Annotated in this window: 29 protein-coding genes and 1 pseudogene; 8 read left to right on the forward strand and 22 right to left on the reverse strand. The window is 65.3% G+C overall.

All coding sequences use genetic code 11. From position 1 onward, the window contains the following. Positions 1 to 114 precede the first annotated feature (114 nt). The 11 genes from gspF to gspG form a co-directional block, all read right to left on the reverse strand. On the reverse strand, positions 115 to 1,326 hold the full coding sequence (gspF, locus tag N511_RS0117060; protein WP_027680390.1) for a type II secretion system inner membrane protein GspF: 1,212 nt from the start codon (positions 1,324 to 1,326) through the stop codon (positions 115 to 117). A gap of 22 nt (positions 1,327 to 1,348) precedes the next feature. Then, the gene (gene gspE / locus N511_RS0117065; protein ID WP_027680391.1) at positions 1,349 to 2,905 is read right to left on the reverse strand and encodes a type II secretion system ATPase GspE; all 1,557 of its coding nucleotides are present in this window, start codon (positions 2,903 to 2,905) and stop codon (positions 1,349 to 1,351) included. Between the two features lie 16 nt (positions 2,906 to 2,921). Beyond that, positions 2,922 to 5,339: a type II secretion system secretin GspD gene (gene gspD, locus N511_RS0117070; RefSeq protein WP_027680392.1), complete on the reverse strand. Its 2,418-nt coding sequence runs from the start codon at positions 5,337 to 5,339 to the stop codon at positions 2,922 to 2,924. A 37-nt stretch (positions 5,340 to 5,376) separates the two neighbouring features. Then, on the reverse strand, positions 5,377 to 6,219 hold the full coding sequence (locus N511_RS0117075; protein ID WP_037027104.1) for a type II secretion system protein N: 843 nt from the start codon (positions 6,217 to 6,219) through the stop codon (positions 5,377 to 5,379). A 17-nt stretch (positions 6,220 to 6,236) separates the two neighbouring features. Further along, positions 6,237 to 6,806: a type II secretion system protein GspM gene (gene gspM, locus N511_RS0117080; protein WP_027680394.1), complete on the reverse strand. Its 570-nt coding sequence runs from the start codon at positions 6,804 to 6,806 to the stop codon at positions 6,237 to 6,239. Between the two features lie 10 nt (positions 6,807 to 6,816). Then, positions 6,817 to 8,253, reverse strand: coding sequence for a type II secretion system protein GspL (gene gspL / locus N511_RS0117085; protein WP_027680395.1), 1,437 nt, complete (start codon positions 8,251 to 8,253; stop codon positions 6,817 to 6,819). 164 nt (positions 8,254 to 8,417) lie between these two features. Beyond that, a complete protein-coding gene (gene gspK, locus N511_RS0117090; protein WP_027680396.1) occupies positions 8,418 to 9,497 on the reverse strand; it encodes a type II secretion system minor pseudopilin GspK in 1,080 nt (359 codons plus the stop codon). Between the two features lies 1 nt (position 9,498). Then, a complete protein-coding gene (locus N511_RS0117095) occupies positions 9,499 to 10,242 on the reverse strand; it encodes a PulJ/GspJ family protein (protein WP_051530960.1) in 744 nt (247 codons plus the stop codon). Further along, positions 10,223 to 10,633, reverse strand: coding sequence for a type II secretion system minor pseudopilin GspI (gene gspI / locus N511_RS0117100; protein ID WP_037027105.1), 411 nt, complete (start codon positions 10,631 to 10,633; stop codon positions 10,223 to 10,225). Before gspI ends, N511_RS0117095 begins: the two co-directional genes overlap by 20 nt. Beyond that, a complete protein-coding gene (locus N511_RS0117105) occupies positions 10,630 to 11,142 on the reverse strand; it encodes a GspH/FimT family pseudopilin (protein ID WP_027680399.1) in 513 nt (170 codons plus the stop codon). The genes gspI and N511_RS0117105 overlap by 4 nt, the downstream gene beginning before the upstream one ends. A gap of 32 nt (positions 11,143 to 11,174) precedes the next feature. Further along, on the reverse strand, positions 11,175 to 11,645 hold the full coding sequence (gene gspG, locus N511_RS0117110) for a type II secretion system major pseudopilin GspG (RefSeq protein WP_009239680.1): 471 nt from the start codon (positions 11,643 to 11,645) through the stop codon (positions 11,175 to 11,177). A 175-nt stretch (positions 11,646 to 11,820) separates the two neighbouring features. Here gspG and N511_RS0117115 point away from each other — a divergent pair, with 175 nt between their 5' ends. Beyond that, entirely contained in the window at positions 11,821 to 12,504 is a 684-nt protein-coding gene (locus N511_RS0117115; RefSeq protein ID WP_027680400.1) for a type II secretion system protein N, read from the forward strand. Between the two features lie 147 nt (positions 12,505 to 12,651). After that, positions 12,652 to 13,269: an EF-hand domain-containing protein gene (locus N511_RS0117120; RefSeq protein WP_027680401.1), complete on the forward strand. Its 618-nt coding sequence runs from the start codon at positions 12,652 to 12,654 to the stop codon at positions 13,267 to 13,269. A 219-nt stretch (positions 13,270 to 13,488) separates the two neighbouring features. Here N511_RS0117120 and hppD read toward each other — a convergent pair whose 3' ends face one another. Continuing rightward, positions 13,489 to 14,595: a 4-hydroxyphenylpyruvate dioxygenase gene (hppD, locus tag N511_RS0117125; RefSeq protein WP_027680402.1), complete on the reverse strand. Its 1,107-nt coding sequence runs from the start codon at positions 14,593 to 14,595 to the stop codon at positions 13,489 to 13,491. A gap of 157 nt (positions 14,596 to 14,752) precedes the next feature. Here hppD and N511_RS0117130 point away from each other — a divergent pair, with 157 nt between their 5' ends. From N511_RS0117130 to N511_RS0117140, 3 genes are all read left to right on the forward strand, one after another. Then, positions 14,753 to 15,241 (forward strand): Lrp/AsnC family transcriptional regulator, encoded by a 489-nt coding sequence (locus N511_RS0117130; protein ID WP_027680403.1) that lies wholly within the window; start codon positions 14,753 to 14,755, stop codon positions 15,239 to 15,241. Between the two features lie 19 nt (positions 15,242 to 15,260). Further along, positions 15,261 to 16,199 carry a 5'-nucleotidase gene (locus N511_RS24335; protein WP_037027107.1) on the forward strand — a complete coding sequence of 313 codons (939 nt, stop codon included), beginning with the start codon at positions 15,261 to 15,263 and terminating at the stop codon, positions 16,197 to 16,199. A 320-nt stretch (positions 16,200 to 16,519) separates the two neighbouring features. Continuing rightward, the gene (locus N511_RS0117140; RefSeq protein ID WP_027680404.1) at positions 16,520 to 16,789 is read left to right on the forward strand and encodes a hypothetical protein; all 270 of its coding nucleotides are present in this window, start codon (positions 16,520 to 16,522) and stop codon (positions 16,787 to 16,789) included. A gap of 41 nt (positions 16,790 to 16,830) precedes the next feature. Here N511_RS0117140 and N511_RS0117145 read toward each other — a convergent pair whose 3' ends face one another. The 9 genes and pseudogenes from N511_RS0117145 to N511_RS0117180 form a co-directional block, all read right to left on the reverse strand. Beyond that, positions 16,831 to 17,220: a hypothetical protein gene (locus N511_RS0117145; RefSeq protein WP_027680405.1), complete on the reverse strand. Its 390-nt coding sequence runs from the start codon at positions 17,218 to 17,220 to the stop codon at positions 16,831 to 16,833. A gap of 56 nt (positions 17,221 to 17,276) precedes the next feature. Then, complete coding sequence (locus N511_RS25005) at positions 17,277 to 17,531, reverse strand: hypothetical protein (RefSeq protein ID WP_081785391.1); 255 nt, start codon at positions 17,529 to 17,531, stop codon at positions 17,277 to 17,279. Between the two features lie 7 nt (positions 17,532 to 17,538). Further along, positions 17,539 to 17,928, reverse strand: a pseudogene (locus N511_RS24340) (SgcJ/EcaC family oxidoreductase). 37 nt (positions 17,929 to 17,965) lie between these two features. After that, the gene (locus N511_RS0117155; RefSeq protein ID WP_027680406.1) at positions 17,966 to 18,403 is read right to left on the reverse strand and encodes a hypothetical protein; all 438 of its coding nucleotides are present in this window, start codon (positions 18,401 to 18,403) and stop codon (positions 17,966 to 17,968) included. A gap of 18 nt (positions 18,404 to 18,421) precedes the next feature. Next, positions 18,422 to 18,835 (reverse strand): hypothetical protein, encoded by a 414-nt coding sequence (locus N511_RS0117160; protein WP_027680407.1) that lies wholly within the window; start codon positions 18,833 to 18,835, stop codon positions 18,422 to 18,424. Next, positions 18,826 to 19,569 (reverse strand): LysM peptidoglycan-binding domain-containing protein, encoded by a 744-nt coding sequence (locus N511_RS0117165; protein ID WP_027680408.1) that lies wholly within the window; start codon positions 19,567 to 19,569, stop codon positions 18,826 to 18,828. Before N511_RS0117165 ends, N511_RS0117160 begins: the two co-directional genes overlap by 10 nt. A 124-nt stretch (positions 19,570 to 19,693) precedes the next feature. Beyond that, positions 19,694 to 20,185, reverse strand: coding sequence for a cupin domain-containing protein (locus N511_RS0117170; protein WP_027680409.1), 492 nt, complete (start codon positions 20,183 to 20,185; stop codon positions 19,694 to 19,696). Positions 20,186 to 20,310: 125 nt separating this feature from the next. After that, entirely contained in the window at positions 20,311 to 20,703 is a 393-nt protein-coding gene (locus N511_RS24345; protein ID WP_051530961.1) for a VOC family protein, read from the reverse strand. A gap of 12 nt (positions 20,704 to 20,715) precedes the next feature. Next, positions 20,716 to 21,069 (reverse strand): hypothetical protein, encoded by a 354-nt coding sequence (locus N511_RS0117180; RefSeq protein WP_027680410.1) that lies wholly within the window; start codon positions 21,067 to 21,069, stop codon positions 20,716 to 20,718. Between the two features lie 102 nt (positions 21,070 to 21,171). On the opposite strand from N511_RS0117180, the gene N511_RS0117185 reads away from it, so the two are divergent. Further along, complete coding sequence (locus N511_RS0117185; RefSeq protein ID WP_027680411.1) at positions 21,172 to 21,639, forward strand: MarR family winged helix-turn-helix transcriptional regulator; 468 nt, start codon at positions 21,172 to 21,174, stop codon at positions 21,637 to 21,639. A 30-nt stretch (positions 21,640 to 21,669) separates the two neighbouring features. Here the strand turns inward: N511_RS0117185 and N511_RS0117190 are convergent, their stop codons facing one another. Next, positions 21,670 to 22,365 (reverse strand): GNAT family N-acetyltransferase, encoded by a 696-nt coding sequence (locus N511_RS0117190; protein WP_027680412.1) that lies wholly within the window; start codon positions 22,363 to 22,365, stop codon positions 21,670 to 21,672. Between the two features lie 398 nt (positions 22,366 to 22,763). Between N511_RS0117190 and kefF the strand changes: the two genes are divergently transcribed. Together kefF and kefC are read left to right on the forward strand one after the other, a co-directional pair. Next, complete coding sequence (gene kefF / locus N511_RS0117195; protein WP_027680413.1) at positions 22,764 to 23,315, forward strand: glutathione-regulated potassium-efflux system oxidoreductase KefF; 552 nt, start codon at positions 22,764 to 22,766, stop codon at positions 23,313 to 23,315. A gap of 24 nt (positions 23,316 to 23,339) precedes the next feature. Next, positions 23,340 to 25,280 (forward strand): glutathione-regulated potassium-efflux system protein KefC, encoded by a 1,941-nt coding sequence (gene kefC, locus N511_RS0117200; RefSeq protein WP_027680414.1) that lies wholly within the window; start codon positions 23,340 to 23,342, stop codon positions 25,278 to 25,280. Positions 25,281 to 25,357 lie beyond the last annotated feature (77 nt).

Below are 25,357 nucleotides of genomic sequence, written 5' to 3' on the forward strand. Positions count from 1 at the left end.
CATCTCGGGCGCGCATTTCTTTGCTTACTTTCTTTGGGCAAGACCAAAGAAAGTGAGTCAGCCCCGGCAGGGGATGAAACAAGGGATGCACCAAAGCCCAAAAAACAAAAACCCTCAGTGCACCAACTGATTAATCTCAATAATCGGCATCAACACCGCCAACACAATCAACAACACCACCACACCCATCGTCAAAATCAGCGCCGGCTCAAGCAAGCCCGTGAGAAACAGCGTCCGACGCTCAAGCTCTTGAGCCTCCCCTTGCGCAGCCCGCTCCAACATCGCAGGCAGGTTCCCCGTCGCCTCACCCGAGCGAATCAAATGCACCAGCACAGGCGGAAACTGGTTCTGCGCTGCCAACGCCCGCGCCAGCGAAGTCCCTTCCCGCACGCGTGTGGAGGCATCCTCGACGTTGGTCTTGAGCGCAACGTTGTTCAGCGTTTCCCCCGCTGCCTGCAACCCACGCAAGATCGGCACGCCGGCACTCGTCAGGATCGCCAGCGTGCTCGCAAACCGCGCGGTGTTGTAACCGCGGACGAGCTTGCCGAACAGCGGCGCCGTCAGCAGCCATTTGTGCCATGACAACCGTAGCGCCGGCTGCTTGAGCAGATTGCGGATCAGCACGCCAATGGCCGCAAGCACGATCGCTGCCAGCCAGCCCCAGTTCCGCACAAAGTCCGACAGCCACAGCATGATGATCGTGAGCGTCGGCAGCTTTTGCTTGGTGTTGGCAAATACGCTGACCACCTGCGGCACCACGTAGGACAGCAGGAAGATCACGATCGCAAACGCCACCACCGTGACGATGGCGGGGTACGTGAAGGCCAGTTTGATCTTCGAGGTGAGCGCGTTGCGGCTCTCGATGTAGTCCGCCAGGCGCGAGAGGACGAGGCCGAGGTTGCCGGAGTGCTCGCCCGCTGAAACGAGGGCGCGGTAGATGTCGGGAAAATCCTTCGGATGCTGCGCCAGCGCCACCGACAGCGAGCTGCCGCCCACCACTTCCGCGCGGATGGCGGCGAGCAGTTCGCCGACGTAGGCGCGTTCGGCCTGATCGGCCAGCGCGGCCAGCGCTTCATCGAGCGGCAGGCCCGCCACCAGCAGGCTGGCGAGCTGGCGCGTGACGAGCGCGTTTTCCTGCGCCGAGAGCCGCTTGCCGAAGCTGGACCCGCCGCGCTTGGTGGCCTGTGCGCCCAGCGCGTCCACCAGCAGCGGCGTCAGCCCGCGTGCACGCAGCAGCGTGCGCGCCTGGCGCGCGCTGTCGGCTTCGATGACGCCCTTGTCGGTCTTGCCGGTGGCGTCGGCGGCTTCGTAGCGGAAGGCTGGCATGCGCTATTCGTTGATTCGCGTCTTAGTCGCGCGTGACACGCAGCACTTCTTCCAGCGACGTGGCGCCGGTGTCGATCCAGCGCTGTGCATCCATGCGCATCGTCTGCATGCCCTGGCCGATGGCGAACGCCTTGATCTCGGATTCAGCGGCCTGGCGGTGGATCATCGTCTGGATTTCGGGCGTGACGGTCAGCAGTTCGTACACGCCGGTGCGGCCCTGGTAGCCGGAGTTGCTGCAACGGTCGCAGCCGACGTGATGCCACACCGATTTGCGTGCCGGCGCGGCCGGTGTCACACCCTCTGCCACCGGCGTGCCGGCCACGGCTTCCAGTTCGGCCGCGGTGAGTTCGAGCACTTCTTCGCGGCGGCAATGCACGCACAGGCGACGTACCAGCCGCTGCGCCAGCACACCCAGCAGCGACGACGACAGCAGGAACGGTTCGATCCCCATGTCGATCAGGCGCGTCACGGCGGAAGCGGAATCGTTCGTGTGCAGCGTCGCCAGCACTAGGTGGCCCGTCAGCGAGGCCTGCACGGCAATCTGCGCGGTTTCCAGGTCGCGGATTTCCCCGATCATCACCACGTCCGGGTCCTGGCGCAGGATGGCGCGCAGGGCCTTGGCGAAGGTCATGTCGATCTTCGGGTTGACCTGCGTCTGGCCAATGCCGTCGAGGTCGTATTCGATCGGGTCTTCCACCGTCATGATGTTGGTGGACGCTGAATCGAGCCGCGACAGCGCCGCGTACAGCGTGGTCGTCTTGCCCGAACCGGTCGGGCCGGTCACGAGCACGATGCCGTGCGGCTGGTTGATCAGGTGGTCAAAGCGCGCCAGCGTGCCGGCGCCCATACCCAGCTTGCCCAGGTCGAGCCGGCCGGCTTCCTTGTCGAGCAGACGCAGCACCGCGCGCTCGCCGTGGCCGGTGGGCAGCGTGCTCACACGCACGTCTACGGGGCGTCCGCCCACGCGCAGCGTGATGCGACCATCCTGCGGCAGGCGTTTTTCGGCAATGTCGAGCTGCGCCATGATCTTGATGCGCGAAATGAGCGCGCCATGCAGCGCCTTCTTCGGGCGCACGACGTCGCGCAGCGTCCCATCGACGCGAAAGCGCACGACGGATGCATTCTCGAACGGCTCGATGTGAATGTCCGATGCGCCTTCGCGCGCGGCCTGCGTAAGCAGCGCGTTGATCATGCGGATGATCGGCGCGTCGTCTTCGGATTCAAGCAGGTCTTCCACGGCCGGAATGTCCTGCATCAGGCGCGAGAGGTCGACTTCGCCTTCCACTTCGCCCACCACCTGGGCCGCGCTGCCGTCTTGCGCGTTGTAGGCCGTCTGCGTGGCGGTGGACAGCGCTGCCGTGTCGAGCGTTACCAGATGCAGCGCGCCGAACACGCGGCCGAGTTCGGCCAGCGCGGTGCGCGAGGTTTCGGGGCAGACCCACACTTCCAGCGTGTCGACGTCCTGGCGGGCGACGAGCAACCTGGCGTCGCGCGCAAACGCATACGGCACGAGCCGCACGGCCGACTGAGAGGGCGGCTCGAGCGTGCTGACGTCGGTGGTGGAAGCGTGCGTGGCCATGGTTCGTTGTCCGTTGTCAGCCGCCATTGCGCGGCGCGTTGCCGTCGTAGCCGCCCGAGGTGGGCGCCGCGAAATTCTGCAGGCGCGGCTGGCTGCGCGTGGTGCCCTGCGGCATCGGCATCGGGGCGCCCGGGGGCACCTGCGTACCGGCCGGGCCCTTCGGCACGATCGACACATCGCCGTAGTTGTCGGCCGGGCGCATGGCCTCGGGCGTGGGAAGCACCGGCGTGTCCTTGTCCGACGTGGTCGGCAGCATGTTCGGCGAGACAAAGCCCTGCTGCGTGTCGCGCATGTAGTTGTAGCGGTTGTCCGACAGCGCGCCGGTCGCGTCGGCCGTACGCAGGATGATCGGGCGCAGGAACACCAGCAGGTTCGTCTTCACACGCGTCTTGTTCTCCGAGCGGAACAGCGCGCCCAGGATGGGAATGTCGCCCAGGCCCGGCACCTTTTGCTCGCCGTCCTGGTAGTTGTCTTCCAGCAGGCCGCCCAGCACGACGACCTGGCCGTCGTTGGCCAGCACATTGGTCTCGATCGAGCGCACGTTGGTGGTCGGGCCCTGCGTCGCATTCTGCGTGCCCGGCACCACGGCCGACGATTCCTGGAAGATCTGCATCTTCACCAGCCCGCCGTCGGTGATCTGCGGCTTGACGCGCAGCGTGATGCCGACGTCCTTGCGGTCGAACGTCTGGAACGGCGAGACCGAAGCCGACGTGCCCGTCTGCGCATACGAGCCGGTGGTGATCGGCACGTTCTGGCCAATCAGGATCTTGGCTTCTTCGTTGTCGAGCGTGATCAGGTTCGGGGTGGACAGCACGTTGACGGAGCCGTCGGAGCCCAGCGCCGAGAGCAGCACGCCCAAGCCGCTGCCCCTGTTGAACACGCCGAAGTTGCCGCCGTTGAGCTGGCCGACGTTCAGGCTGGTCAGCGCCGTCTGTGCGGCCGTGCCGCCGATACCGCCCGAGCCGATGGCGGCGATCGTACCGGCCAGACTGATCAAGTTGCCCGAACCGGTGCCGTAGTTGGTGCCGCCGCCAATGAACGTGCCCGGCCCGCCACCGCCCACCAGCCACTGGATGCCGAGTTGCGACGCCTTGGTGGCCGTCACTTCCACGATCATCGATTCGATGTAGACCTGCGCGCGGCGCGCGTCGAGGTCGTCGATCACGGCGCGCAGGTTGCGATAGACCGGCTCGCTGGCGGTGATGATCAGCGCGTTGGTGGCCGGATCGGCCTGGATGATGCCGCCGGTGGTCGGCGTGTTGTTCTGCCCGAACGAGGCGCGGAACGAAGAGCTGCCGCCGCCCGAGCCGCTGCCCGAACCCGAGCCGCTGCCGTAGTTGGTGTTCTGCGTGTTCTGGTTCTGCAGGTTGCTCACGCCGCCGGCCGGCTGCGAAGTTGCGCCTTGCGCAGCGCTCTGGCCGCCGGGCCCGGTCGATGCGGAGGCCGACAGCGTGGCATCGGCCGCCACGATCGCGCGCAGCGTCGTCGCCAGCTGCACCGCGTTGGCGTTCTTGAGCGGCACCACCCAGATGTTGCCCGGGCGCGCGTTCGGCACGTCCAGCTTGGCGATCAGTTGCTTGGCCTGGGCAAGACGGGCCGCACTGGACGCACGCACCATCACGCTATTCGAACGCGGCTCTGCCACGACCGACGTACGCAAGCTTGGGTCCGACAGCGCCGCGCCGGCACCGGCCGCGCCGCCTGCACCACCGGCCGACGGATCGAGCAGCTTCTGCAGCGTGGCCGCCACGTCGATGGCCACGGCGTTCTTCAGCGGAATCAGTTCGGTCTCGCCGGCCACGGGCGTGTCGATCGACGCGATGATGCGGCCGATGCGGCGCAGGTTGTCGGCGTAATCGGTAATGACCAGCGTGTTGTTGGCCGGGTAGGCGGTGATCGTGTTGTTGGGCGCGATCATCGGGCGCAGCACCGGCACCAGGTTGTTGGCCGACTCATGCTGCAGGCGGAAGACCTGCGTGACGACCTGCTCGCCGCCGCGCGCGCCTGCCGCGCCCACGCTGGTCGGCGAGCCCTGCAGCTTGGCGTCGGCTTCCGGCACGACCTTGGTGAAGCCGTTGCCCTCGACAATCGCGTAGCCCTGCATGCGCAGGATCGAGCCCAGCGATTCGAGCGCCTGCGAGCGCGTCACCGGTTTTTCGGTGACGAGGTTGACGGTGCCCTTCACGCGCGGGTCGACGATGAAGTTCTTGCCGGTGGCCTGGCCGACGGCCTTGACCACGGAGTCCAGATCCGCGTTGACGAAATTCAGCGAGACCTCATCCCCTGGATTACCGGCGGCGCCGTTCTGGGAGGATGCCGCGCTGGGCGGAGCGGCGAAGACTGGCATCGAGCCGGCCACCATTGTTGCGCAGCATGCCAGGACGATGGCGCGAACGGTGAGTCGGGAAGAGGCGTTGTACATGGTCTCGTTCATGGTTGTCGGCACGCTGGCTCGCGCGCCGGCTTGAGGATCAAAAGCGGAGTCGATGGTGGGACCCGTCGCGCGGGCCCAGCAGACTCAACAGGCCAATCAATTGCGGTTCCGACTCCGGCGTGGCACTGGCCACCCCGTCAAAATGCGCGCCCTGGCCAAGGGTGCCCTGGCCCTGCAGGGTGAGCGGCCCGGCCAGTGTCGACAGCGACAACTGCATCGGCGCACCGCTCACGCCGCCAAACGACACCACCGCCTGGTAACTGCCCAGCGGCCGTACCCGGCTGAGGCTGGATGATACCTGCTCGAGCGTGACAGTCAGCGCGCCCTGGGCGGTATTTGGCTGGCCCTTTCCGCTGCCGAATTGGCCCGAGAGCGGCGTCCACTGCGCCCGCAACCGGCCATCCAGCTTGAGCGTGTTGAACGGCGCCCCAACGCCTTCCAGCAACGATGCCGGCAGCGCGACCGCGCCGGCCTCTGCCTCCCAATGCCCCGGCGTGACCGTCAGCTTGACCGGCTTCTCCAGCGCGCGATCGTGCGCCAGGCGCGCGCGCAGCGTGCCGGTCAGCAGCGGCAGCATGTCAATCGACCAGGACAGCCGGCCGGGCAACACGGTCGCATCGGCGCCGCCGTTGCCGGCGGTCAGCGCTAGCGTTGCACTGCCGTGCCAGAGACTGCCCTGGCTGTCGGCCAGCAAAACACGGTGCCCCGTGGCTGCGGCGATGCGCTCCGCCGCCCACGCGGCCGGATACTGCGCCACCACGGTCACGCCCACGGCCAGCAGCGCCACACCACACCACAGGACACGCCAGCCGAGGCCCGTGCGGTCGTCCGGCCCGGCACGGCGGCGCAAGCGCAGCGGCGGCAGCGATTCGATCCCCATCGGCACGATCGGACCCGTCAGCGGCCAGCGGCGGCGGGGCCTTGCAGCGTCGCCGTCACGTTGACCAGGGCCGTCGCGCCCACGTATTTGATGTTCGTGTCGATCACCTTCATGCGCTGCGCCTGGCGCACCTCCTGCAGCCATTCGGCGACGGCGCCAAAGGGCACCTTGTCCAGTTGCACCTGCACGCTCTCGCCCGACATCGCCATCCGCGTGGCCTTCAGGCCGTGGTTGGTCAGGCTCGCGGTGAGCGCCTGCTGCAGTTCCGCACCGCGCGGCACGGGCGCGGCGGCAATGGCCGACAGGCCGCGCGCTTCCTGACCCAGCGTTTCCATCTCGGCGAGCTGCGTACGCATTTGCGGCAGGGCTTTCTCGATGCGGCGCTGGCCTTCGAAGGCCGGCTCCCACAGCACGAGGTAGACGATCACAAGCAGCAGCACCACGCCGCCACCGGCCAGGATGCGGCGTTCGCGCGGCTCGCGCTGCATCCAGAACGTCGTGGCGGCGTCGCGCACCGAGTCCGGCACGCCGATGCGCGGCAGGCGACGGGATGACGATCGGGAAGAGGAGGGGGAGGAAGTCGCCATGGAGGAATCGTTATTGGGCGATGGAGACCGTCCAGCGCGAGCCCGGTACGGTCGCCTCGGCACCGCGCGGGGCCTCGGCGGTGTCCATGTTCAGGCCGACATTGCGGGCGGCGGTGCGCAGGCTGGCGGTGTCGGTGCCGTCCTTGAGCGTGACCGTGAGCGCGCGGCCGTGGTAATCGAGCGCGAGCAGCGCATCGGGCGCGAGGCCGGTGGCGGCCTGGGCAAAGCGATCGGCCAGCGGCAGGAAGTCTTCCGGCGCCGATTTGCCGGCGGCCAAGCGCAGTTGCTCGACCTGGCGGCGCATCTGCGCGGGCGGGTCGAGGATCACCGGCGTATTCGGGAATGCCGTTTGCAACTGCGCGCGCATGGCGGAATCCAGCCGCTTCTGCTCCGCGCGCAGCGTGAGCCAGCGGGCGTTCATGCCGATGAGCTGCACGACCACGATCAGCACGGCCAGCGCGATGGGCAGGCGCCAGAGGCTCCAGTCCATGCCGGCCACGCCGCCGCGTGCAAAGTCGAACTGGCAGAGATCGGCTTCGCCGGAGGTGAGGGCGTCGCGGGCGCCGGCGGCCCAAGTGGACCAGTCCAGCGTGGCGGTCGTGGGGTCGGTCGACAGGCCGGGCGCCAGCTCGCGCAATGCGGGCGACACCATCAGCGTGGCCGGCGTCGGCGCAATCCCCAGCCAGTTGCCGACGTTGGCCGGTAGCAGCCGCAGGCCGTAGCCCTCGGCGCGGCCGGTGCGTACGGTGATGTCGACGGCCACGGGCGCGTCCGGGTCGGACGATGGCGCCGCGTCGAGCGCGATGGTGGCCGGTGCGATTGCCGCAACGGCGTCAGCCACGGGCAATTCGACTGCAGGCTCGGCGGCTGCGGAAGCATCGAGCGATGGCTCTGCGCGTTCGACGGCGTTTGCCGATGCTGCAATCAGCGCTGCCGCTGCGGCAGGCGTTTCAAACGGCACGCAAAGCTGCGCAGGCAGCAGATGGCAGGTGCGGTGCTTGTGACCGGCAAAGGTATCGAGAATGAAGCGAACCCACGCACGGTCGGCAATCATCAATGCGCGCGATTGCGGCTCGCGGGGTGCCCGCCAGCCACGCGTGGGGGCGTCGCCCAAGCGTGGCCCAAGGGCGATATGGCATTGCTGCGCGTCCTGCACGAGGCGGTCTTCCACCAGGTTCGGCAGGGCCAGACGCAGTTTGGGCAGCGCCAGCGGCGGCACGTTGGCCGGCACCAGCAGCACATCGGCGGCGGGCAGCAGGAGCACCAGCCGATCGGCCGCGGGCAGCTCGTCGGTGCGCGACGTGCCTTCGCGCTGAACACGTTGGGCCCCAAGCGCGCCCTCTTCACGCACCAGCGCGAACGGCACGGAGGCAAGCGCGCCCGCCGACCAGCGTTCGGGCGATTGAATGGGCCGGTGCGGCAGGCGCACGTACAGGGAGGTCGTCAAACCGCTCCTCTATTGATCTTGAGAGTGTGAATGCGAACTGCCAACGGAAGCGCCGGATTGCGCAAGACCCGCGATGCTGAACGATGCGGATGACAATACGGCGAAGGCCAGGGTCTGTCTACAAGCGGCGCGTACGCACGTGCAGGGGTGTTGCGCCGCTGTCATCACGGAATCTCGTCGATGCGGCGGATCCAGACGATGCGGGTCGCGTTATTGTTGATCGGATCCCCACGTGAAACAAGCGCCACTTCTCCGATCCGGGCGCGCTCGTGGCGGGCCATGCCGTAGACCAGAAAATAGTGCGTCTGCACGTCCAGCAGGTTGGCCGCGGCAGTGGTGTCGACCCCGGGCGCGATGCCGCGCAACTGGTTGGTGACGTCGCCGATATTGCGGAAGTACGCGCGGTCGCGCGCCTGCACCAATGCGCGGGCGCGGTCCAGGCTCAGGTTCGGGATGACAGAGGCCAGTACTTCGGCGCTCGCCGTGTTGGCGTTGATCTGCGTGCGGGTGGGCAGCACGACCACGTAGGGGCGCAGCTTGGCGATCATGTCGGCTGTGTAGCCGGGAATCGTCAGCAGGCTGGCCACGTCGTCGAGGGGTCTTGGGCCGTTGCTGTTGCTGCCGCCGCTTCCGCCGCTGTCTTCACCGCCTTGCTGGCCGCCCTGCATGCCTTCGATCGACTGGAAGCCGCCCAGCATCTGCGCCAGGTACGTCGCCGTGACATTGGCCAGGCTGGGGTCGATGCTCAGCGACTGCAGCAGCAGGCCGTACGCCTTGATGGCGTCCTTGTCGCGGCCGGTGATGAGCGTGCGGGCGCCCAGCGTCTGCGCTGTCAGCAGGTTCATCAGGTTGAAGCGCGCCTGGGCATCGAAGATGCGGCCCGAGAGGTACGACTCCTCGCCGGCGGTATCCGTGCGCAGCGAGCTGCCGAGAAAATCCGACAGCTTGGTTTCCTGGATCGGCACGGCCCAGATTTCGCCCAGGTGGTCGACGGCGCCGGTGCGGCGCTGGTCGTCGCGCAGGATGAGGCGCGCCCAGTCGATGCCCGCCCGCGCGATCCACGTGGCCTGCGCCTTCAGGCGCTGGTTTTCTACGGCGCGAATTTCTACCTGCTGGCGCCACAGCATGCCCGACACGATCACCACGGCCAGCGTGACCACCAGCAGCGCCGTGATGATGGCCGCGCCGCGCTGGCGCTTCGCGCGCAGGTGAGGATGAGCGCATCGACGGGAGCATCGCGCCATGTCAGAGCCCTGTCATGCAGATGCGCGTGAAGCGCTGCGGCGCGCCCTGCGGCGTCATGCGCACGAGCAATGCCAGTTCCACCGCGCGCACCGACGCGGCCGGCACCACCACGCCCGGGCTATTGGTCGACGGCGCCGACGCGCTGGGCGTAGAAGCCGACGGCAAGCCGGTGAGGGTGGTGGTGTTGCTGCCGGCCGGGAACAGCGCCGCCGACAGGGCGCCCGTGTTGTCCATCCAGCCGCCGGGTTCGATCCAGGCGCGCGCGCTGATGCTGTCGACGTTGGCAGCAAGCAGGTAGCGCGCGGCGCCCACGCCGCCCTGGCGCAGGTTGTCCATCGCATTGCGCAGGTCGCCGCGGTTGGTGATCGGTTGGGTCTGGAGGCGCTCGAGCCGGCCGTCGACGATGCGGTAGAGCACCACTTGCCACGCAGGCGGCTGGTTGTCGTCGCGGCGGTCGCGCACCATCAGCACGCGGTTGGCGTCCACCTCCACCGGCGAGCGCGACAGCGTGTTCGGATCGGCCAGTTGGGTGCAATCGGCATCGAACTGGGCGTAGGCGGTCTTGAGTGCCTCGATGCGTTCGTCGCGCTGGGCCAGCGCCTCGTGCGTGCGGGTCATGCTGTCCAGCCCGCGCCAGGCGATCACGGCCAGGATGGCCAGCAGCGTGATTGCCACCAGCAGCTCGAGCAGGGTGAAGCCGCGCGCGCCGATGTTCGCGGGGCGATTAGAAGACATTGCGCGCATCGTTTGGCAACAGGGTCACGAGCCACGCCAGCCGCACGGATTTGGAGGCATCCGGATAGACGGACACTTCCACGCGGCGGAACACCGGATTGGGCGTGCTGGCGATGGTCTCTTCGCACCACAGTTGCGTATCGCCTTGCGGGCAGGCAAAGCCGCGCGCGCCGGGATCGGGGAAGACGCGTGCCAGGCGCAGGTTGGCGAGGTGGTTTTCGGCGCTCCAGGTCGCGATCATGCGCGTCTGCAGCGAATCGCTGGCGGTGGTCATGCTGCCCATGGCGCGCATGGTGGCGGTGAGCGCCACGGCCACGATGGTCAACGCCACCAGCACTTCGAGCAGGGTGAAGCCGCGCGGGCGCACGCCGGATGCACGGCGGAGGAAGCGGCGCGTCATTGCGTTTGCGCCTCCGTTAGCACGCGCGGGCCGCCATCGGACACCACGTCGACGCGCGCACCCTGCGAGGTCAGTGCCACGCGCCACGGCAGGCCGATGGCCTCACGACCGAACACGAGGCGCTGCGGGGCGCCGGGCACCGTAGCGGCACCTGCGACGATCTGTACGTTGTCCATGCCTTGGCGCCAATGGCCGGGTGCGAGCACGTCGCGGTTGAGCACGCGCCAGCCGGTGGGCGTCGATTCGTAGAAGCGCCAGCCTTGCGCATCGCCCTCCCACGCCACGGGGCGTGAGGTGAGCTGTGCCTCTTCCTGTGCGAGTTCGATCAGGCGAGCCAGCTTCTGCGCGTCATCGGCCAGTTGCGAGCGCGGGTTGGGCGTGGCGTTCACGGCCACCACGGCCAGCACGATGCCGATGATGACCACCACCACCAGCAACTCCAGCAGCGTAAAGCCGAGGGGGCCGCGACGGCCGCGAGGGTGCCGGCGGCGGCGTGGTGGGCCGAACATGGCGCGCGGGTGGCCGGGGCGACTGCGGCGGCTTAGTTGTCCCAGTTGCCGATATCGGCGTCGTTGCCCGTGCCGCCGGCTTGGCCGTCGGCGCCGAAGCTGAAGACGTCCACTTCACCGCGCACGCCCGGGTTCAGGTATTGGTACGGATGGCCCCACGGGTCTTTGGGCAGGCGTTCCAGATAGCCGCCGCCTTTCCAGTTGTTGGGGATGGGCTCGGTGGTCGGCTTGGTCACCAGCGCGCTGATGCCCTGCTCGGTGGTGGGGTAGCGGCCGTTGTCCAGGCGATAGAGCTTGAGCGCCTGCGAAATGGAGGCGATGTCCTGTTTGGCGGCGATGATGCGCGCCTCGTCGGGGCGGCTCATGATCTTCGGCACCACCAGCGCGGCGAGGATACCCAGGATCACCACCACCACCATGATTTCGATCAGGGTGAAGCCGCGCGCTGCATGTCGGGCGAGGGCACGCTGGCGGAAGGAGGAGCGAAGTTGGCCTTGCATCATGGCGACAGAGTTGGCAATAAGGGGAAGAGACACAGTATATCCGTGAGATATGACCATATATTGCGCGGCAGGGTCATGCTGTGTTGGCTCTAGAGCCGCCCCTCCAAGCTGTTCACCGAACCGGCATGAAGGGCGGATAGAATCGGCGTATTCCTACGGTGCCTCGCCCCATTTCATGAACGCTCGACAGTCGTCCCGCCTGCTCAGCCTTGTACTGTTTGCTGCCCTGTGTGCGCTCCTGACGCACTGGGTGCTGACGCTGTCGTCGCTGCGCTCGCTGGGCGCGCCGCGTGAGGCCCGCGTGGCGCAGACCGATGCGCTGGAGACCGGCGCGGCCGTCACGCTCTTCGGCGGCGGTCCGCAGAATGGCCCGCGCGATGTGCAGGTGATGGGCGTGGTGGCCGATCTGGCCGATGGTTCGGGCGCGGCCATCGTGTCGGTGGATGGCGGCGCACCGCAGGCCGTGCGGGCCGGCAAGTCGCTGTCGTCCAATCTGAAGTTGGTGGAAATCAAGGCACGCTCGGTGGTGATCGAGCGCAACGGTGCGCGCCAGGAGATTCCGCTGCCGGCCAGCGCGGTGGCAGGCGTGTCGCCGGCCAATCGCAATGCGCCGGCCATGCCGCTGCCGCCGGCGGGTGCTGCAGCACCGCTGTCCACGCCGCCGGCGCCTCCCGCACCGGCGGTGGCCAACAACCCGGCCAACACCGCCATGCCGGGCGCCATGCTGCCCATCGCGCCCGCACAGATCAATACAGGCGACGAGCCTGCCAGCCAAGGCGGCGGCATCGTGGGCCCGCGCCACCGCGCAGCGGCCGCTGCACGCAAGGGCGATACGCCCCCGCCGGGCGCCGACCAATAGGCATGGCGCCCGTGTCGTGACTGGCCATGCGCGGGCGGGCGCATATTACAGCGGGTGTCAACGGGGTAACAGCGTGTAAAAGCCGGCAACGCGCCGGCATTGTCGGGTTCTAATCCGCTACACAGTCCATGTGAAAAGGAGCTGACCATGACCAACAAACGTGCTGTCCAAGCCTTCCTCGCCACCTCGGCCCTGTTCCTGGCCATGTCGGGCATGAACGCCCGCGCCCAGGATGCCAGCGCCCCCGCCGCCAGCGCACAAGCGCCGGCCACCGCTGCTGCACCGGCTGCACCGCAGAACAGCGCCCGCGCAGGCAAGCCGGGCCACCACGGCGGCTTCAAGGCCATCGACACCAACGGCGACGGCCAGATCTCGCGCGACGAGGCCAAGGGCCATGCGTGGCTCGAGAAGAACTTCGACCAGATTGACGCCAACCACGACGGCCAACTCAGCAAGGACGAGCTGGCGGCGTGGCACAAGGCCCACAAGGGCGAGATGCATGAAAAGATGGCGCAGCGCTTCGACGCCAAGTTCAAGGCGGCCGACAAGGACAACGACGGCAGCCTGACCAAGGACGAAGTGCAGGCCGGCATGCCGCGTCTGGCCAAGAACTTCGACCAGATCGACGCCAACCACGACGGCAAGATCACCGAAGACGAGATCCGCGCCTACATGAAGGCCCGTCACGACGCCCGCAAGGCGCAGATGAATACCCCGGCGGCGGCAGCCATGCCGGGCGGCCCGTCGGCGACAAAGGGCGAGTGACGCCTCGTTTGAATTTCCGTACGCAAGCGGCGCCTTCGGGCGCCGTTTTTTATTGCCTGCGCCCATCCGTATCCTCAATGCATCGCAAGACCGGTGTGGGTCGGTTTTGCGACGGGGCCATGTCAGCGCCGCATGCGCGCATGCCGCAACGCCCATAAAAAACACCCCGATGGCGAACCATCGGGGTGCGGGTACAGCTCGCCTGAAGTTTGAGGGTCTTCAGGCCGGCTGATCGTCGGCCTTGAGCACGCCGCGGCGCATCTGGTCGAGTTCGATCGACTCGAAGAGCGCCTTGAAGTTGCCCTCGCCAAAACCTTGGTTGCCCTTGCGCTGGATGAACTCGAAGAAGATCGGGCCAAGCTGGTTTTCCGAGAAGATCTGCAGCAGCAGGTCGCCCGGCGCGCCGTCGACGAGGATCTTGCGCTTCTTCAGTTCGGCCACGTCTTCGCCATGGCCGGGGATGCGCTTGTCGACCAGTTCGTAATACGTGTCGATCGTGTCCAGCAGCTTGATGCCCTTGCTGCGCAGCGCATCCACCGTGTTGAACAGGTTGGTCGAACCGAGCGCGATGTGCTGGATGCCCTCGCCGTGGTACATGTCCAGATACTCCTGGATCTGACCAGCCTTCTCCGTCCCTTCCTCGTTGATGGGGATGCGGATGTTGCCGCACGGGCTCGTCATCGCCTTGCTCTTCACGCCCGTGACTTGGCCCTCGATGTCGAAGTAGCGCACTTCACGGAAGTTGAAGAAGCGTTCGTAAAACTCGGCCCATTCCTTCATCCGGCCACGGTAGACGTTGTGCGTCAGGTGGTCGATGTAGGTCAGGCCGTGCCCGGTGGGGTTCGGGTTGGCGCCCGCGATGGGCACGAAATCGACGTCGTAGATGCTGATGTTGCCGATGTCGCCGGCCTTGGCGTCGTTCTTGCCGGTCCAGCGGTCGACCAGGTAGATCAGCGAATCGCCGATGCCCTTGATGGCCGGAATGTTCAGCTCCATCGGGCCGCTGTGGGTGTCGAAGCCCCAGGCGCCCAGTTCCAGCGCGCGCTTGTAGGCGAACGCGGCGTCTTGCACGCGAAACGCGATCGCGCAGATCGACGGGCCGTGTAGGCGCGCAAAGCGCTGCGCGAACGAATCCGGCTCGGCGTTGATGATGAAGTTGATCTCGCCCTGGCGATACAGCGTCACGTTCTTGTGACGGTGCTTCGCGATGGCGGTAAAGCCCATGTTCTCGAACAGCTGGCCCATGGCAACGGGGTCCGGCGCGGCATATTCGATGAACTCGAAGCCGGCGGTGCCCATCGGGTTTTCCCAAGGCGTGAATTGCATGGTGAGTCTCCTGCGGGGCGGGCGCCGTTAGGGCGCTCAGGTCTTTGACGATCCTCGCAGTGTAGGAGTGTCCATCCAAGCAAAAATTGCGAAGTTGTGCCCACCTTGCTAAATTTGCGCAAGAAAATTGCCGAATTAATTGGTGCGGAGCAACAAAATGAATAAAGTGGAACTCGACAAGATCGACCGCAAGATCCTGGAAGTCCTGCAGAACAACGGCCGCCTCACCAATCTGGAAGTCGCCGAGCGGGTGAATCTGTCGCCCAGCCCGTGTTTGCGACGCATCCGGCGCCTGGAAGAGTCCGGCGTCATCCGCCAATACGCCGCGCTGCTCGACCCGACCAAGATCGGGCTGGGGCTGTCGGCGTACATCAATGTGCGGCTGGAAAAGCAGGGCGGCGCGCCCAAGGGCAAGGGCCCCTCAGACATCTTTCGCGCCGCGGTGGCGACATGGCCCGAGGTGGTCACGTGCTACGCCATGACCGGCGAGATGGATTACCTGCTCAAGGTGTTCGTAGAAGACATGGAGCACTTCGCGCGCTTCATCCGCGACCAGCTGCTCGCCCACCCGGCGGTGATCGATGTGAAGAGCAGTTTTGCGTTGGAGCGGATCAAGGATACGACGGCGTTGCCGGTGGTGGTTTGAGGGGTTAGTGGAGTAGGTAGTGGCTTATCCAATAGAACGAAAATTAGTAATTGGGGTGGCGTCCAGCGCCTTGTTCAATCTCTCGGAGTCGGATGAGATTTACAAAAGGCAAGGCGTTGAAGAGTATCGGCTGCACCAAGAAGAAAACCTAGACACACCGTTCCCGAAAGGTGTTGCATTTCCGTTCATCAGGCGGTTCTTGCGCATCAATCAAGTCTTTCCGAAGCAATCGCCCGTGGAGGTGGTTCTATTATCTCGAAACTCTCCGGAAACAGGTCTACGTGTTTTTCGCTCTATCAGGCACTACGGACTTGATATCACACGGGCGGCATTTATGGCTGGGCGATCGCCCTATGAGTATGTTCCTGCCTTTAACGCGTCCTTGTTTTTGACGGCAAATCAAACCGACGTTCAACAATCAATCGATGCTAACTACCCAGCGGGCCTAGTACTGCCCTCGACAGTGTATGACGACGAGCTTGATATCGAGTTAAGGGTCGCTTTCGATTTCGATGGTGTTATCGCGGACGATGAAGCAGAGTCGGTTTACAAGCGTAACAACGATCTGGGAGAGTTTCAGGCCCACGAATCGGCTCACCGCGAGATACCTCATCAGCCGGGGCTACTTGCAAATCTATTTATGAAGCTTGCCTTCTTGCAGAAGCTTGAAGAAAAGCGAGTGAAGGAGGAGCCCGGATATAAGAAATTGTTACGGACGGCCATTGTGACTGCACGCAATGCACCTTCTCACGAGCGCGTAGTTACCACTCTGAAATCGTGGGGAGTATCACCCGATGAGTCATTTTTTCTAGGCGGAATGGACAAGGCGAGAATTCTCTCGATTCTGAAGCCGCACATGTACTTCGATGATCAATTGAGTCATCTGCAATCTTCTGCCGCGAATATTCCGATGGTCCATATCCCTTTCGGAATTGCCAATCGGAAAAGCCCGTTATAATCGCTGCGCCATCGCGTAGCAGATGGCACGGGTCTGGCGACCCATAGGACTAGGACGGCGAACGCGCGAAGCGCTCGTCGCGCTCGCGCACGCCATGTTCATACGGCGGGCCGGGTGGGGAGACCGCAAGGTCTGCCGGGTCCTAGCTCCGGTTCGCCAGCCCCGCCGTCAGGCCCGCCACCCTCGTCTGGCGATGAGGTGGCGGCCTGTGTTCAACAGTCGCTAGGAGACGCTATGTCTTTCGCCACTTGCGGGCACCGCCCCGCGTCCTATCCATCCCCGCCTCGCAACCCCGCGTACACCGCTCGCGGAGGTGCCCAATGACTCATCGCAAACGCGAGTACCTGACCGGCGCACTGGCTGCACGGCAGTTTCTGCGGCGCGCGCAGTCGGATATGCGTGTGCATCGGCAATTCCGGCCGAACGTCTTGCGCTGGGAATTTGCGTTCGCTGTCGGCATGCATGCGCCCGAATATCGCGCCGGGTTTCTTGACGCAATTGGGGCGTATCTGCTGACCACGCTGGAGGGCGTACTGGTCGATCCGTACCGGTGGGAAGTGTTGGACCTGCTTGAGCGGGAAGAAAACTAAAACAGTAGGAAGGCTTCCCCGAGACGGGCGGGGATGCTGAATCAGGCGGGCTCTGGTGAGCCATCGCTGAATACGAGGGGTGCATGTTCCGTGGGCTCCCAACTTTTCAGTGCGGCGCCCAGGCGATTGATCGTTGCAGCCTCTACCGAGATCGCAAAGCGCACGATTTCGAGGTGCAAGCGGTTGCCCGGTTTTTTGTATTCGATTTCAAGGGCCGTATTGCCGACGCCATCTGCTACGAACGCTCGTACAGCCAGCCAAAGATAGGCGTTTCCGTCCTTTGCACCCTTCTCGAAAGCGATCTCTTCGTTGACGCCGGCAGGGAACGTCATCAGTCCCGCGCCCCATTTCTTGAGTTCATCTGCGTAGTCGTAGAAATCGGCCACAACCGACTGGCGCTCGCCTTCGATGGACAGCCGCAGTTCGAGCATGCCGTCATCTGGGTCACGCCAAAGTAGTTCTAGTGAAAGTCGCATGGCATCAGGGTCTAGGTCGGCGGCAGGTGCTCTACCCAAACGGGCTCACCCGGATGATGCTCCGCGATCGTATCGATAGCATCTTGCAGCGCTCGGGCAGAGGCGCCGCGCAGCGGATAGACAAACCGCGAAACGTTGCGACCGGCGAGTTTGCCGTAGTCAACGTCGGATATTGCATCCGTTCCGCACCAGATTGGCAGATTCGCCTCGCTTGCCAGTTGTAGCGCGCGTTGCAAACCTTCAGGGCTGATTGCTAGGAAGACCATGTCGGTATCAGTTTGCCGAGTCTGCCATCACCAAATTTGCATCCCGCACCAACCGCCACTTCCCATCCGCCTCTTTCCGCAGAATCGTCAACGTCTGCCCCGAGCGCCGCACCTACTTTCCATCCGGCATCGTGATGACGATGCGCAGCGCGTTGCGCAAGTAAGCGACGTCACCAAACACCTGCACCTCCTGAATATCGCTCGTGCCATCCATGTGCACGTCCTTCATGCCGCCCGACATCTTGGCGAAGGCGTCCTTGCCGAAGGGCGGCTGGCCCGGCGTGAGAAACAGCACGTCGTCGGTCATCAGGCCGAGCACGGTATCGATGTCGCCGGTTTTGCTGGCGGCGAGCCAGGTGTCCACCACGTTGCGGATGGCGCGTTCGTCGTCGGTCATGGCGATGCGGGTGTCGGTGAAGGAGGCGGCTTTCACTCTACACCGCAGGTTCGACCGGTGGCGCCACGCGGCGCTTGATGAAGACGGCGGGAGATAACACCGGAATATGCCGAGCCCGCAGCGTGACGAGCCAATCGCCTACCGCGTCTTCGCAGGTGACGCGGAAGTGATTCGCGTCGATCCACTCCACCTCATCCAGCCAGAACGTGTAGTACGCCGCGCCGATGGTGCCGCTGCTGATGGCACGTGAAAGGTCGGGGGCGACGAGGGTGATGGAGACGGCCTCTTCAAACGGGCAGTCGTAATTGGTGATGAGGACGAAGCCGAGATTCGTCTGATATTGCCGCAGCAGCTCGTAGCCGAGGATGGCGAGCGTGGGGTGCGGCACGCCGTCGACGATCACACGCGTGCGCATGGGCCACTGCTCATACGGGCCGCTGTGTTTCTCCAGGGCGAAGCGTTGGAGCGGCTGCATGGCGGCGCGTTGGCTGCGCTATTCCTTGCGCATGCCGCACAGGGCGATCTGGCGGGCAGGGTCAGCGGAATCCTTCCAGCCGGGTTCTTCGCGCTTCTGGTACGCCTCCACCGTTGGGTAGCCCTTTACGCTCCACGAGAACTCGCTGTAGCGCGAGACCTCGATGACGGCCAGGCCGCAGCGCTTGCGGTGGTCTTCAATCTTGAACGCCGCGTGCGGATGCTCGCCCGACAGGTCTTGCTCGATCACCTTGTAGCGCGTGGGGCCGCACTTGAAGAAGCTGGCATTCCACTCGATCGTCTTCGGGCGGAGGAACAAGGCGCCGTAGCAGGCACGGCCATCGCCGCGGAAGGTTCCGGTCAGGGTATCTGCAGCCATGGCCGATTGCGCGGCCAGCAGCGACACGGCGATGAGGAGGCGGCCTACTTGCATGCGGCGGTTCCGATCTTCGGGATGAGCGTGAGCACGTAATCGAGTTTCCGGATGTACGCGGCGTCGCCGTGGTTGTAGAGCACGGCAATGTTCTGCGTCGTCACGGGCCGCCAGCCGGTAATCACCTTGCGCATGGCGGCCTTGCGGTATTTGACCACCTGTCCGGGTTTGAGTGTTGCGGCATTCGGATTGAGCGCGCGCATCTCCGCCAGGGTCGAGCCTTGCGCGCGGGCAATCTTGTCAAAGCTATCACCTGCCTTGACGGCGACTTCGTAGACCTTGTCGTCGGCATCGCGCACGCTCCGGACGTCGAACTTGGCCATGCGCGTGAGCAGGTAGCCGACGCCGGCGCGAATGTTCCACGCGGGCATTGTTCGGGCCAGGCCGGCGTTCAACCGGGTGCGGATGGCTGGCGGGACGATCAGGTCGCTGCCTTCTTCGCCGCGCAGCAGGGTATTCAAGGCGGGGTCGCCCAGGTTGCCGATCTGCATCGGCCGGGTGGACCACGCTTCCGAATCGGCTCCGGTCTCGACCCACACCATCGCCTTGACGATCTGCCAGTCCAGCGGCAGATAGCCGGCGTTGCCCATCAGGTGGCGGTTGTATTCCGCCACCGCAGCCTGGATGTCGCAGTCGTAGCCGTTCCAGCGGTCGGGGTGCTGGGCCGCGGTGTTGATGTAGTCCTGCCAGCGCTCGAAATCGGTTTTGGGCTTCGCCTGGGCCTTGGTGACCATCTGCCCCTCCGTGGTTGCTTGACCTGTGGAGGGGCATGGTAGCCAGCGCCCGTCGGCGGCGTGTTAACGGCTGTTTATGTACCTTGCCGGCGGCTGGCGATCATCGACGCTGGCGCGTCAGGCTTCACTGCTTGGCCGACGGATCGTCCTGCGGGTTGACGTATTTGACGTCCAGCGGCCCCGTGCCATGAATCTGCACCACCGTTGCCGTCTTGGTGAAGGCGTAGTGATGCATGCCGCCTGGCAGGTTGTGAAAGCCGCCGGTCTTGAGCGCATGCGCGGCGCCCATGTCCATGGTGTCGCCGCTGCCCAGATAGAGGGTGCCCGAGATCACCGTGAGGTTCTCCGTCTGGGTGTGCCAGTGCGGGGGCACCTTGTAGCCGCCCGGCGCTTTCAGGCGGACGACATAAGGGCCGTCTTTGCCCGGGTCGCCGTAGAGCACGGCCAGCTTGGCGCCCTTGGGCAAGCCGGGCGGCGCGTCGACCCACTTCAGGGCGGAGGGGTTGATCATCATCATGTCGCCCATGGCGGCGTCCTGTGCGCCCGCGGGCGCAGCGCCCAGGCAAAGCAGCATGGCCGTGGCCAGCAGCATCGATCGCGCGGATGGTGTCTTCATCGTCGTCTCCTTCTTGCCTCGGCATCGGCTCGCGGGCGACGCTGATGGCCGCCGCTGGAGAGCGAGAGGTGCCGCATCCTCATCGTAGGGAAGACACCCGCGCGGCTGACAAGCACGCAATTGCCCTAGGCGGTGGCAGTCGGATCCGGATAGGCACGGATCTCCAGCGCGTGGCCGTCGGGATCGTCAAAGTAGATCGATGCGGCCATGCCGCGCGCGCCAAAGCTTTGCCCGACCTGTCCACTGCGTCGGTCGAACGGCGAGCCGCCGTACGCGATGCCGCGTTCCACCAGCCGCGCGTGGATGGTGTCGAACAACGCGCGGTCCATGCTGAAGGCGAGGTGTTCGCTCTGGAGATCGTCGACCTCGCGCAAGTCGAGCGTGAAGGTGTCGTTCACGCGCACGACATCGAAAGGGCCCATCTGCCCCTCGTGCACGAAGCCGAGCACCTGGGTATAGAAGTCGACCGCGCGGGCCGCGTTGCGTACCCGCAGGATGGTGTGATCAAGCACAATCATGGCGAACCTCCTTCAGCCGACATAACGGGCAATGACCATGCACACCAGGGCGACAGCCAACAGTGGCGCTGCAACGCGATGCGCCAGGGCGGGTCGCTTGCGCAGTGCGCCCTGTACGCCGGCCGCCGCAATGGCCGCCAGCGCGCCGATCATGAGCAGGGCGCGCGGCCAGCCGAGCAGCCCGGCGTGGACCATCGCGCCGAGCCCGAGACCCGTCAGCACGGCCATCGTTGCCGCGCCCATCTGCGGGCGAAACATGACATCGGCATTGGCACCGCCGGTGCGGGCGAGCATGAAGGTGGAACCGGTCCAGAACACTGTGGCCATGGCGTGAAGCGCAATCAACAGAATCCAACTGAATTGCATGGTGACTCCTGATTTGAGCTGCGGGTTGGGCGAACACTCTGGGTCCATCTGGCGTGGACTATTCTTTGACATCGAATGATTCGATATCTATCATAGACCAACATGAAGCCAAAGCAAGCCCATGGCATCCCTGTGGGATTCCTCCTCGCCCAGACCGCCAAGACGACGGCCCGCGCGTTTGACGACGCATTGCAGGAGCGGGGCGGATCGCTGCCGATGTGGCTGATCCTGAAGGCGCTGATGGCTGGTGAGCACCGTACCCAGGCTGAGCTGGCCGCTACGGTGGGCGTGCAAGGGCCCACGCTCACGCATCATCTGAACGGCATGGAAAAGGACGGCCTATTGATGCGAAGCCCGCTGCCCGACAACCGCAGGGTCCATCAGGTGGCGCTGACGGATGCGGGGCGGGCGCTGTTCTTCAAGCTTCGGGATGCGGCCATCGCGTACGACGCGCGTTTGCGCGCCGGTATCGACGCAGCCGATCTGGAGCGCTTTCGCGTCGTGCTGCAGCGCATGTCAGCCAATGTCGAAAGCGCCGCGGGGGCCGATGAAGATAATGCCGCTGGGTGACACCTGGCGGTTCACCCCAAGCACTGCCGCTTACACAGTGCGCTTTTGCGGCACCAGTGAGCGCCAGAAGCGCTGGCCGAAACGGCGCACGTCACGCAGGTTGCGCTTGAGCATGTAGTCGAGATCGGCGACTTGTTCGTCGATGGCTTCGGTCAACAGGCTCATCGTGTCGGCGGGCGGCAATTCCAGGTAGGCATCGGCCTCGCCGTAGGCGTATTGCACGCGCATGCCGGCCTTCTTGGCGATGTGCATCATGGCCGCGTTGCGCGACAGGCAGTGCATGTAAAGCGTGCGCACCTTGGTGTTCTGCCCGTGCATGGCGGCACGCTGGAAGAGCGCGCTGCCCACGCCCTTGCCGCGCGCCGATTCCGACACCGACACGCCGAACTCCGCCACGCGCCCTTGCGGGTTGTCGCGCAGGTAGGCGAGGTGGCCCACGCCGGTCAGTTCCAGGCGCTCGTTGTAGACGCCGAAAACCTTGTCGTGGTCGAAATCGATGCTGTCGACGTACGCCTCGATGACGTGATCCCGCACCACCTGGCCGAAACGCAGCAGGCGGTCTTCCTCGCCCAGGGCGAGCAGGTGTTTGAGCAGGCGCGACCGGTGATGCGCAGCAAGCTCGCGCACCAGTACGGTGGAACGCGGCGCGCCTTGCGCAGCTTCCGTTTTGTCGATGTCGTCCTGAGTGACGACGCCGATGGCCTTGCTCAGTTCGAGCGGGTTCACGACACGGTTCCTGTTCTGATCGCGCCCGTCAGTCGAGGGCGGCAAAGTGGTGAGTCGGAGGTGCGGATGGCGCCTCCGGGGCACTCAATCGGGTGCAACTGAGTGTTGTGCAATGCACCATACTATTGTAGTGCAATCAGGGTTTCCCCGTAAGTCTGGTGTCAGACTTTCCACAGGATTTCCCGATAAATCATTGATTTAGCGCAGCCGGGCGCGGCTCTCGGGGTTGTGGCGTCCTGACAACGTCGATGCTGCGTCGCGCAAAAAGCGCGCAACGCAGCGCTTTGCCAGGTGCCCTCCGTGGCGGCACCGTGCCAGCCGCTGTCCCGCCCGTAACGCCGCTCAACAATAGCCGTGCGAAGATGCGCCATCAAGCCGCCCTAGCCTCCTGATTTTCCATGACGTCCTCGCGCATTCTTGTGATCTACGCGCATCCTGCGCCGCGCCGTTCACGCGCCAACAAGCCGTTGGCGCGTGCGCTGGCCAGTCTGCCCGGCGTGGCCATGCATGATCTGTACTGGCATTACCCCGATTTCGACATCGACGTGCGCATCGAACAGGAGGCGGTGGAAGCGGCGGAGCTGATCGTCTTCCAGTTTCCGGTGCAGTGGTACGCCACGCCGTCGCTGCTCAAGGAGTGGATCGACGTGGTGCTCGAGATGGGCTGGGCCTACGGGCCGGGCGGCACGGCCCTGCGCGGCAAGCATCTGATGGTGCTGGCCACCACGGGCGGCCGCGCACATTCCTATAACGCGGACGGCATTCACGGCCACACGTTCGACATGTTCCTGCTGCCGCTGCAGCAGACGGCAGCGCTGTGCGGCATGCAATGGCAGCCACCGCATGTGCTGCACGACGCCGACGATGCATCCGCCGAGACCATCGACGCCCATATCGCGCAGGTCCGCGCCGCGCTGCAACCCTGGCTCCCGAGCGACGCCGACGCCTGACGTTTCCCGATCTCTTCCTTGCCCATGCAATCGCACGATCTGCTCGTTAATTTCGTCATCTACCTGGCTGCCGCGGTGGCGGCGGTGCCGCTCGCGCGTCGCCTGGGGCTGGGATCGGTGCTCGGGTATCTGCTGGCCGGGGTCATCGTCGGGCCATGGGGCCTGCGGCTCATCACGAATGTGCAGTCGATTCTGGATTTCTCCGAATTCGGCGTCGTGCTGATGATGTTTGTGATCGGGTTGGAGCTGGAGCCCGCGCGGCTGTGGTCGCTCCGGCGCAGCATCTTCGGATATGGTGGGCTGCAGCTCGTGGTGTGCGCGCTGGCCGTGGGGCTGGCAGTCATGGTGGTGGGTCACCCCTGGCGTGCGGCGGTGGTGGCCGGCCTGGGACTGGCGCTGTCGTCCACGGCCATCGCGCTGGCGACGCTGACCGAGCGCAATTTGATGCGCACGCCGGCGGGCACGGCCAGCTTCGGCATTCTGCTGTTCCAGGACATCGCTGCCATCCCGATGATCGCGCTGCTGCCGCTGTTGGCAACGGACGCGGGCGACGCGTCCGGCGGCCATAGCTGGGTGGCGGCGGCCAAGGCGGTGGGCGTGGTGGCGGCCGTGATCTTTGGCGGGCGCACGTTGCTGCGGCCCGTGCTGCGCGCGATTGCCCGCACCAACATGCGCGAGATGTTCACCTCGTTCTCCCTCCTGCTGGTGGTGGGCATTGCGCTGCTGATGCACAGCGTGGGCTTGTCGATGGCGCTGGGCGCTTTCATTGCCGGCGTGCTGCTGGCCGATTCCGAATACCGTCACGCGCTCGAAACCGATATCGAGCCGTTCAAGGGGCTGCTGCTCGGCTTGTTCTTCCTGGCCGTGGGCATGTCGATCGACTTTGGTGTGCTGATGCGCCAGCCGTGGGCCGTGATCGGCCTGGTTGCGGTGTTCCTCGCCGTGAAGATCGGCGCGCTGCGTCTGCTGGCCACCCGCTTTGGCATTGCGCGCGGGCAGGCGTGGCTGTTTGCCTTCCTGCTCTCACAGGGCGGCGAGTTCGCGTTTGTGGTGTTCGGTCCCGGCGTGGCCGGCAACGTGCTGGGCGACGAGACGGCCGCCGCCCTCAACCTCGTGGTGGCGCTGTCGATGGCCGCCACGCCGTTGCTGCTCCTGCTGCACGACAAGGTACTGGTGCCGCGCATGATGGACGGCAAGAAGCGCGCGCCCGACGCCATCGAGCCGCAGGACAACCAGGTCATCATCGCGGGCTTCGGGCGTTTCGGGCAAATTGTCGGCCGCATGCTCTACAGCCAGGGCTATAGCGCCACCGTGCTCGATCACGACCCCGACCAGATCGACATGCTGCGCCGCTTCGGCTTCAAGGTTTTCTACGGCGACGCGACGCGCATGGACCTGCTGGAAACCGCCGGCGCCGACAAGGCCAGCATGATGGTCGTCGCCATCGACGACATGGAAACCAACCTGGAAGTGGTCGACCGCGTGCGCGAGCGCTTTCCGCACCTGAAGCTGTACGTGCGGGCGCGCAACGTGTCGCACGTCTACCAGCTGCGCGACCGCGGCGTGGAGGTGATCGAGCGTGAAATGTTCGAAGGCTCGCTCATGCTGAGCCGCCGCGTGCTGGAAGGCCTGGGCAAGGAGCCGTACGAGGCGCACCGCATCGCCCAGACGTTCCGCCGCCACACGCTCAATTCAATGGAGCAGGTCTACCCGGTTTACCGCGATCAGAAGAAGCTCGTGTCGCTTGCACAGCAAGGGCGTGACGAGCTGGCCGAAATGTTCCAGCGCGACCGCATGCAGCGCAAACGCCTGCGCGAATCCGGCATGCCGTGGGGCGAGGGGGATGTCCATAGCGACGTGGAAGACGCCCAGCCCGATGGCGATCTTGCCAACGAAGTCGATGGCGGCGATGCGGAAACCCCGATCGATTGCCCGGCGCGCGCAGGCATCCGGCGCGACGGCTGAGCCGCTTCGATGACGAACGGGTTTTAAGGGCAGGCGCCGCCATCAAACAAAAAGGAGCGCTTTGGGCGCTCCTCGGG

The organism is Ralstonia sp. UNC404CL21Col (assembly GCF_000620465.1).
In the GTDB taxonomy this organism is placed as follows: Bacteria; Pseudomonadota; Gammaproteobacteria; order Burkholderiales; family Burkholderiaceae; genus Ralstonia; species Ralstonia flatus.